This is a genomic window from Dyella sp., assembly GCF_036746095.1.
Taxonomy (GTDB): Bacteria; Pseudomonadota; Gammaproteobacteria; order Xanthomonadales; family Rhodanobacteraceae; genus Dyella_B.
The window spans coordinates 1-7,024 of record NZ_DAIOEU010000104.1; the positions used below are offsets into that span (position 1 = coordinate 1).

Below are 7,024 nucleotides of genomic sequence, written 5' to 3' on the forward strand. Positions count from 1 at the left end.
TCGATGCGACCCACACGGATATCGAGCTCGGCACGACGGGCACGCCGGTGACGGTATCGAACGTGGCGCCAGGCGATGCATTGTCGGACACGAGCACGGAGGCGGTGAACGGCGCGCAGTTGTTTGCGACGAACCAGGCGATCGCCGATCTGGCGCAAGCGGTGGACGAGAGTGGGATCGTCGATGCGGATGGCAATTCGCTGGCCGTGACCTACGTCGATGCGACCCACACGGATATCGAGCTCGGCACGACGGGCACGCCGGTAGCGCTGCACAACATGGCCACCGGCGTGGATGGTACGGATGGTGTCAATGTGGCGCAGTTGGCGAAGGGGTTGACCGATCTTCGCAGCGACTTGAGCAGCGGCGCGATCAATTTGAAATACATCAAGGTCAATGCGACCGGCACCCAGGCCAACGCGAACGGCACCAATGCGGTTTCCATTGGTTCGAACGCCACGGCCACGGCGTATACGGCGGTGGCCATCGGTACGGGCGCGTCTGCCTCGGGTGAGCACTCGGTGGCGGTGGGCTACAACTCCGTAGCTGATGCAGACGACGTGTTTTCCGTGGGCTTCGCGGGCGGTGAACGCAAGATCGTCAATGTGGCGGAGGGCCAAGTCACCGCTTTCAGTACGGATGCTGTCACTGGCGGCCAGTTGTTTGCCGTGCGCAAGGCGCTGGATGCGCTCGCCGCAAACAGCGTCGCGGCGAACAGCGCGAAAAACGTGGAGGATGATCCGCAGGGCGCGATCGAAGGGCGCAGCGGCAAGAATGTGGCCTCATTGAACGGCGGCGATCCGGAGAAATTCACGGCGGTGGCGCTCGGTGTGTTTTCGTTTGCCAACGGAAGCGATGCGATTGCCGTGGGTTTGGACAACGTGGCCGGCGCGGATCGTTCGGTAGCCCTGGGGCGAAGGGCACGGACGGGTGCGGATAACGATAGTGCCGTGGCCATAGGCGCAGACGTCCAGACCAATGCCCCGCATGCGGTAGCGCTTGGCACGCGCGTGCAGGCCAACGCCGAGCACGCGCTGGCCGTGGGCAGCCGCGATACCTGGGCGGTCGGCAAGAGTTCCATCGCGATGGGCGAGGGTGCGAAGGTGCGCGCCGACCGCAGCATTGCGATCGGCCGTGCGGCGGTGGTGGCCACGGATGCGGTCGATGCGCTGGCGTTGGGAGCCGAGGCGAGCGTGGAAGCAGGAGCGATCGGCGGTGTCGCGCTGGGCCATGGCGCCGTGGCGGATCGTGGCAACGCGATTTCCATCGGCGGCGGTACTGTTGGCACGCGGCAGATCATCCATGTTGCGGCCGGCAAGGAACCGACTGATGCGGTGAACGTTGCGCAACTCAAGGAGGCGATGGCAGCGATGATGGCTGAGATACAGCTGTTGCGTAGCCAGCTTGCCTCGCGCGGATAGACATTGATGCGCGCAAAAAAAGAAGCCTGGCGGAGGCCAGGCTTTAAGGAGTGCAACATCGAGGAGGAACATTTCACTTGCTTGATGGGCTCCCTCCCCTGTAAGCAGGGGAGGGAGCGGGTTTGCACCATCACCACTGGAACGACGCGCCGACACCCACCGTGTTGCCGTCGTTGGACAGGCCGACGCCCGCGCGAACTTTCCAGTTGTCGTTGATGCGAGCTTCACCGCCCAGCGCGGCAGAGGTGTAGCCCTTGTAGCTACCCACGCCCGCGCCGACCGAGAAGGTCTTGCCGACGTCGACGCCGGGAATCATCGTCAGCGCCGTGACACCTGCAATGCCGGAGTACGCCGCGCGCGCCGTGTTGCTGATCTGGCCCTGCAGGCCATCGACCTGGCTTTGCAACCCGTCGATGCGACGGTCAAGCTGATTCACGGCACCTTCGACGCCGCGCACTTGCTGGCCACCAATGGTGTAGGTCGGCGTGCTGATCGTGCCATCCGCATTGAGGGTGGCGCCGCCGCCGAGTGCATCGGCCGTGCTTTGTGCCGTTGCTGCCAACTGCGAGCCGTTGACGGCATCCTTGCTTTCCGCGTTCACCGCGCCATCGCCGACGTTGGTGATCTTGTTGCCTTGGGCGTCGTAGTTCCACGAGCCGCCGTTGCCACCGTCGCCGCCACCGCCACCGCCATTGTTCTCGATGTGGCTGACGCGGTCGCCGATACTGGTGACGGACTGGTTCAAGTTGTCGACCTGGTCTTGCAGTGCACTGAGCTGGCCGTAGTTGACGGCGTCATACGGGTTCTTGCCGTCTGCCACGTTGGTAAAGATGACCGGCGCCGACGCGGGGCCACCCAAGGTCACGGAGCCATAGTTGGCGGAGCCGTCATCGTTCAAGTCGTATCTCACGGCCAGCGAATCGGTGGCGCCCGAGGAAGCCGCGGCCTGGATGGCCTGCTCGACGGTGAAATATTTATTGCCGAAGACCGTGAATTCAGGCTGCACGATGCTGCCGTCCGGCGCGATGCCGGCACCGGCACCCAACGCATCCGTGACGCCCTTGAGCTGGCCGACGTTCACCGCGTCCGTGAGCTGTGCGCCGGCCGCTACGTTGACGATCTGGCGTTCTGCACCCACGGCACCGATGGATAACGCATTGAGCCGGTCGGCGATGGAGCCGGCACCCAAAGCGATGCTGCCGTATGCGCTCGCCACCGTGCCGGCGCCCAACGCCATCGCATTGGCAGCGCCCACGCCAATGCTTGCGCCGGTGCCTATGGCGATCGCGCTATCGCTGCGGGTGTTCACTCTGGCGCCATCGCCCATGGCGATCGCGCTCTGGCTCAGCGCTTGGGTATTGTTGTTGCCGACCGCAACCGCTCTATCTGCATTTGCCCTGACGTTCGCTCCCAAGGCGATGGCTTGTGTACCCCGGGTGGAGGCTTTTGAGCCAACCGCGACGGCATAGGGTTGGTCCGCGCCGGTCTGGACCTGGCTGCCGAGTGCGACGGCGTTGTCCGATGCAGCCGTGGCCTGCACGCCCAGGGCAACCGTATTGCCGCCGCTGGCATTCGAGTTGACACCCATGGCCAGCGCGGCCGTCGTCGAAGCCGCATTGTTGAGGGATGCGTAATTCATGCCGGTCATGCCATCGACAGCAATCAGCGGATCGGATGCATCCATGACGCCCACGGAGCCACGCTGGGCCGTGCCCATCGCGAGCAACGGGTTAGCGAGATCGGGTGACGTGTTGTGCGCACCGTCGTTGTCGGTGTCATCAGTCGTTGTTACGTAGCTGTCCGCCATCGGCATGGTCTGCGCATCGGTGTCGACGGCCATCGCCGAACCCATCAAGAAAGCTTCCGCCAGGGCCGCTGCGATCAAGCTGCGTACGAACAACCCGTTCTTCGGGCTGGGGTGGATACGGTTTGCAACGCGCATGGCTTGTTCCTCATCAAGTCGTTGGGTGACGAGGACATGCTAGAAATCGCGGAGAGATGGGTCAGTCGGACGGGACTGATCCGGGTCGGACAAGAGATAGGTCTAGTCCTAATTTGCTGTGTGCGACGTTATGCGCTGCGCTTACTGAACGGTATGGCGGGGTTTGTTCAGTTGTGGAGGGTGGAGACCGATCACCCTTGCCGAGCTGGGTGATGTTTATGAAATGCGCCAGCCCCGCTTTCGCCGGGATGGCGGGATCGGGAGCGGTTGAACTGCGAAAAAAAATTGCACCATCGCGACAGCATGGCTGCACGGCTTTCCGGTGCATCGCATTTCCCTGGACAGCAGTGCGCTTTCGCCGGGAAGACGATCGTCAGCGTTGCGGTGTTACGCCGTCTGATGCTGCACGTTTACCATCCACGGCACGCCGAATTTGTCTACCAGCATGCCGAAGCCGTCGGTCCAGAAGGTTTTCTGGAACGGCATCGTGATGTGGCCGCCTTGCGCCAGGGCGTTAAGGCAACACTGAATAAGTATCGCCGTCGTCATGATGCCTGGAAGGCCCGCAGGGTGTGCTGCGTGGCGCAGGGAAGACTGGCTGTCTTGCCAAGCCACGCGGCGCAGCCTGCGGGCCTTCCAGACATCACCCCATCCCTTTGAATTCAGCATGTTGGGGCCAGCCCTGTCTGTCCGCAGGCCTTCGGTCCGCCGTCTCGACAGACGGCCAGTCTGCCTTCGCCGACGCCCCTGTGGCCTGCGAACAGACAGGGCTGGTGACGACGGCGATACTTGTTCAGTGTTGCCTTAAAGTGTTTTTCACCCGAGGCAACGTCGTTTACCGTGACTGAGAGGCTGAAGCCGGAATGCACGGTTTCTTTTTCGCCGGCCTGGCCATCCGACATCAACAGATGCGTACTGCCGATCGCCAACGCGGCGTGCATGATCTTGTCGGCGAGTTCGGGCGAGGTCTGATAGTCGTTGCTGGCGGGTGCGTCCTTGAAGCGCATCTTCATGAGTTCCTGCGCACCGAGCGCTTCGCGATAGAACGCGATGGCTTCTTCGCAGCGGCCATCGAAGAACAGGTAAGGCTGGATTTCCATGTGCGTGACTCCGTGGTTGGGAAGGGGGTTGTGAGTATGAAACAAACTGTTTGCAGATTGGACTGGCGCATATGGCATTCATTTTGGGCCGGGATGTTTGATGCTGCGCTAGTGGGGCAAGGCTCCGCACTTGAGGATTTTTCGATAGCAGGAAACTCCCATCCGTCATTCCTGCCTTCGCCAAAATGACGATTCGCTGCGACACGGAATCGGCATGACTCAGGATTTACGCGGGCCAGCAAAAGACGTGGGGATACTTCAGCCCATTCATCGCCTTACAGCCGGGCATAATATTCAAGCATGTAATCGACAAACGCACGCACGCGGGACGTAACGTGCCGGGTGCGTGGGTAAACTGCGTAGTAGTGGCGCGATCCGAGTGTGTAATCCGGCAGCACTTGCACCAGTTGTCCTCGTGCCAGCTCATCCTTGACGGTGTGATGCGTGAACGCGGCAATGCCGGCGCCTGCGATGGCGGCAGCATGCAATGCAGTGATGGCATCCATGCGCAGCCGACCACTCAACTGTATGTGGATGTTGTGGCCGCCTGGTGTCGCCAGATTCCACGTTGATGTTGAGCTTGCGGAAAAGGCCAACAGTTCGTGCCGGGTGAGCTGCTCCGGTGAAGATGGCACGCCGTGGCGGGCGACATAGGCCGGCGCAGCGACCAGCACGATAGGAGAGGTCACCAGTTTTCTCGCCATCAAGCTGGAATCGGGCAAGGCGTGGCTGATGCGTAAGGCGACGTCGAAACCTTCGGCCACCAGATCGGAAAACTGGTCGCTGCAGGAAATATCGAGTTTCAGTTCCGGGTAGCGTTTGAGCAGTGATGGCAGCCAGTGCGCGAGTTCCAATGTGCCCAGAGCCATGGGCATGCTTACCCGCAACACACCGGCGACGCGCTGCCGCTCCTTGGTGACGGCTTCATGGGCGGCCTGCACGCGATCCAGCACGTCCACACAGGTAGCGTAATAGGTTTCACCGGCGGAAGTCAGCGTAATGCGCCGCGTGGTCCGGTTGATCAGTTGCACGCGCAGTTCTGCCTCCAGCTGTTTGAGCTGGCGCGATACGCTCGAATGCGTGGTGTCCAGGCGTTCGGCGGCGGCGGAGAATCCACCTGCTTCGACGATGTAGCGAAAGGCGCGCATGGCAAGAAACTGATCCATCTGAATCTCCTTATCCCTGTTCGCGTTGCAGCAGTTTGTGCGTCTTTCACACAAATCATGTTTGCAGCTTAGCGTATATCTCGCACTTCGCCGTTCCTACCATGGTGCGCATCTTCTTTCACACGTGAAGGTGTTCATCATGAAAAAGGCAATCGCTCGGACTTTGTTCGCCGGTGTAGCGGTTCTCAATGTTGGCGTGCTCGCTGCGGCATCAGTGCGAGCCGCCAAACCTAATGGTCCGGATGTGGTTTCGTATCCGGTCCCTTCCTTGCAATGGAAAGAAGTGCCTGACTCAAGCGGCATCAAGTACGCCAACGTGCAAGGTGATCTGCTGGGCAACGGTTATTACGAGGCGTTCGTGATTTTCCCTGCCGGCCGCGACAACCCGTTTCATACCCATGGCAAGGATCTGCCGACGGTAGTGTTGAAGGGCACGTTCTATGCGGTGGTCAACGGTAAGCGTACGGAATATCCCGCGGGTTCGTACTACATGCTGCCGGGGAATTTGAAGCATTACAGTGGCTGCAAGGCGGGGGAGGATTGCCTGCTGTTTCAGTGGCAGGCGGATCATTTTGATTTGAATGAAATGAAGGACGATAGCAAGAGATGATCGCGTGGACTTATCGTGAAATGCGCGCACCCTCTCGGCCGTTATTGCCGCTTTCGCGGGAGTGACGGCCGAGAGGGTGGCTTGCATTAACGTACAGCCGACGCCTGCGTTATACGGATGCAGCGTCCCGAATCGCTTGCGGCAACGATACTGATTTGCCGGTGGCCGGATCCATCCACACCATCACCACGTTGCCGTCGCAATACAACTTGTTGTGATCGGCCGCATCGAGCATGCGATGCGCAACGGTCATGGAACTGTTGCCCAGCCGCGCGCAATACAGCTCGATATGCACTTCGCCTGGCCACTCGATCGGCAGGCGATAATTGAGCGTGCTGGCGGCCATCACCGGCATGGCGTGCTCGCTGGACCACGGCCCCGGAAGATGCTGCAGCCATTGCACGCGTGCTTCTTCCAGGTAAGTGAGGTAGGTCGAGTTGTTGACGTGGTTGAACGCGTCAAGATCGCGCCAGCGCACGCTGATCGCAGCGGTGTACAGCGGTGCCGGGGCGGACGCGGAATCGAGTGCCGTCGTCATGAAGCCACTTTACGCTTGGGTTTGGCCTTGCCGTTGTCGTGTTCGACTTTCGCGCGCGGTGCTTTCGCCGGCTTGAGATGCGTAGCAAGGAAACGGCCGGTGTGCGACGCCGGCGAGGCTGCGACGACTTCAGGCGTGCCGGTAACAAGGATGCGGCCACCGCCCGCGCCGCCTTCCGGGCCGAGATCGACAATCCAGTCGGCGGTCTTGATCACGTCGAGGTTGTGCTCGATCACCACCACGGTGT

At 61.1% G+C, this 7,024-nt stretch carries 7 protein-coding genes and 1 pseudogene; 3 read left to right on the plus strand and 5 right to left on the minus strand.

The features are described from left to right. Positions 1-1,421 (plus strand): annotated as a pseudogene (locus V7M64_RS21865) (hypothetical protein); the annotation flags it as partial. A gap of 130 nt (positions 1,422-1,551) precedes the next feature. Here the strand turns inward: V7M64_RS21865 and V7M64_RS21870 are convergent. Next, positions 1,552-3,363, minus strand: a complete 1,812-nt coding sequence (locus V7M64_RS21870; protein WP_333682248.1) for a YadA-like family protein — start codon at positions 3,361-3,363, stop codon at positions 1,552-1,554. A 267-nt stretch (positions 3,364-3,630) separates the two neighbouring features. Here V7M64_RS21870 and V7M64_RS21875 point away from each other — a divergent pair, with 267 nt between their 5' ends. Continuing rightward, positions 3,631-4,023 carry a hypothetical protein gene (locus tag V7M64_RS21875; RefSeq protein ID WP_333682249.1) on the plus strand — a complete coding sequence of 131 codons (393 nt, stop codon included), beginning with the start codon at positions 3,631-3,633 and terminating at the stop codon, positions 4,021-4,023. Between the two features lie 2 nt (positions 4,024-4,025). Here the strand turns inward: V7M64_RS21875 and V7M64_RS21880 are convergent, their stop codons facing one another. Together V7M64_RS21880 and V7M64_RS21885 are read right to left on the minus strand one after the other, a co-directional pair. Next, positions 4,026-4,463 (minus strand): VOC family protein, encoded by a 438-nt coding sequence (locus V7M64_RS21880; protein ID WP_333682251.1) that lies wholly within the window; start codon positions 4,461-4,463, stop codon positions 4,026-4,028. A 275-nt stretch (positions 4,464-4,738) separates the two neighbouring features. Continuing rightward, complete coding sequence (locus V7M64_RS21885; protein WP_333682252.1) at positions 4,739-5,629, minus strand: LysR family transcriptional regulator; 891 nt, start codon at positions 5,627-5,629, stop codon at positions 4,739-4,741. Positions 5,630-5,768: 139 nt separating this feature from the next. On the opposite strand from V7M64_RS21885, the gene V7M64_RS21890 reads away from it, so the two are divergent. Continuing rightward, positions 5,769-6,239, plus strand: a complete 471-nt coding sequence (locus tag V7M64_RS21890) for a cupin domain-containing protein (RefSeq protein WP_333682253.1) — start codon at positions 5,769-5,771, stop codon at positions 6,237-6,239. A 109-nt stretch (positions 6,240-6,348) separates the two neighbouring features. Here the strand turns inward: V7M64_RS21890 and V7M64_RS21895 are convergent, their stop codons facing one another. Together V7M64_RS21895 and V7M64_RS21900 are read right to left on the minus strand one after the other, a co-directional pair. After that, the gene (locus V7M64_RS21895) at positions 6,349-6,777 is read right to left on the minus strand and encodes a thioesterase family protein (RefSeq protein WP_333682254.1); all 429 of its coding nucleotides are present in this window, start codon (positions 6,775-6,777) and stop codon (positions 6,349-6,351) included. Continuing rightward, positions 6,774-7,024: hypothetical protein (locus V7M64_RS21900; RefSeq protein WP_333682255.1), on the minus strand; the 251-nt coding region annotated here is incomplete at its 5' end. The genes V7M64_RS21900 and V7M64_RS21895, both read right to left, overlap by 4 nt.

Excerpts from the sequence above, each read along its gene's own strand:
- V7M64_RS21880 (WP_333682251.1), bottom strand. The coding sequence starts at position 4,463 with ATGGAAATCCAGCCTTACCTGTTCTTCGATGGCCGCTGCGAAGAAGCC.
- V7M64_RS21885 (WP_333682252.1), bottom strand. The coding sequence starts at position 5,629 with ATGGATCAGTTTCTTGCCATGCGCGCCTTTCGCTACATCGTCGAAGCA.
- V7M64_RS21895 (WP_333682254.1), bottom strand. The coding sequence starts at position 6,777 with ATGACGACGGCACTCGATTCCGCGTCCGCCCCGGCACCGCTGTACACC.
- V7M64_RS21890 (WP_333682253.1), top strand. The coding sequence starts at position 5,769 with ATGAAAAAGGCAATCGCTCGGACTTTGTTCGCCGGTGTAGCGGTTCTC.
- V7M64_RS21870 (WP_333682248.1), bottom strand. The coding sequence starts at position 3,363 with ATGCGCGTTGCAAACCGTATCCACCCCAGCCCGAAGAACGGGTTGTTC.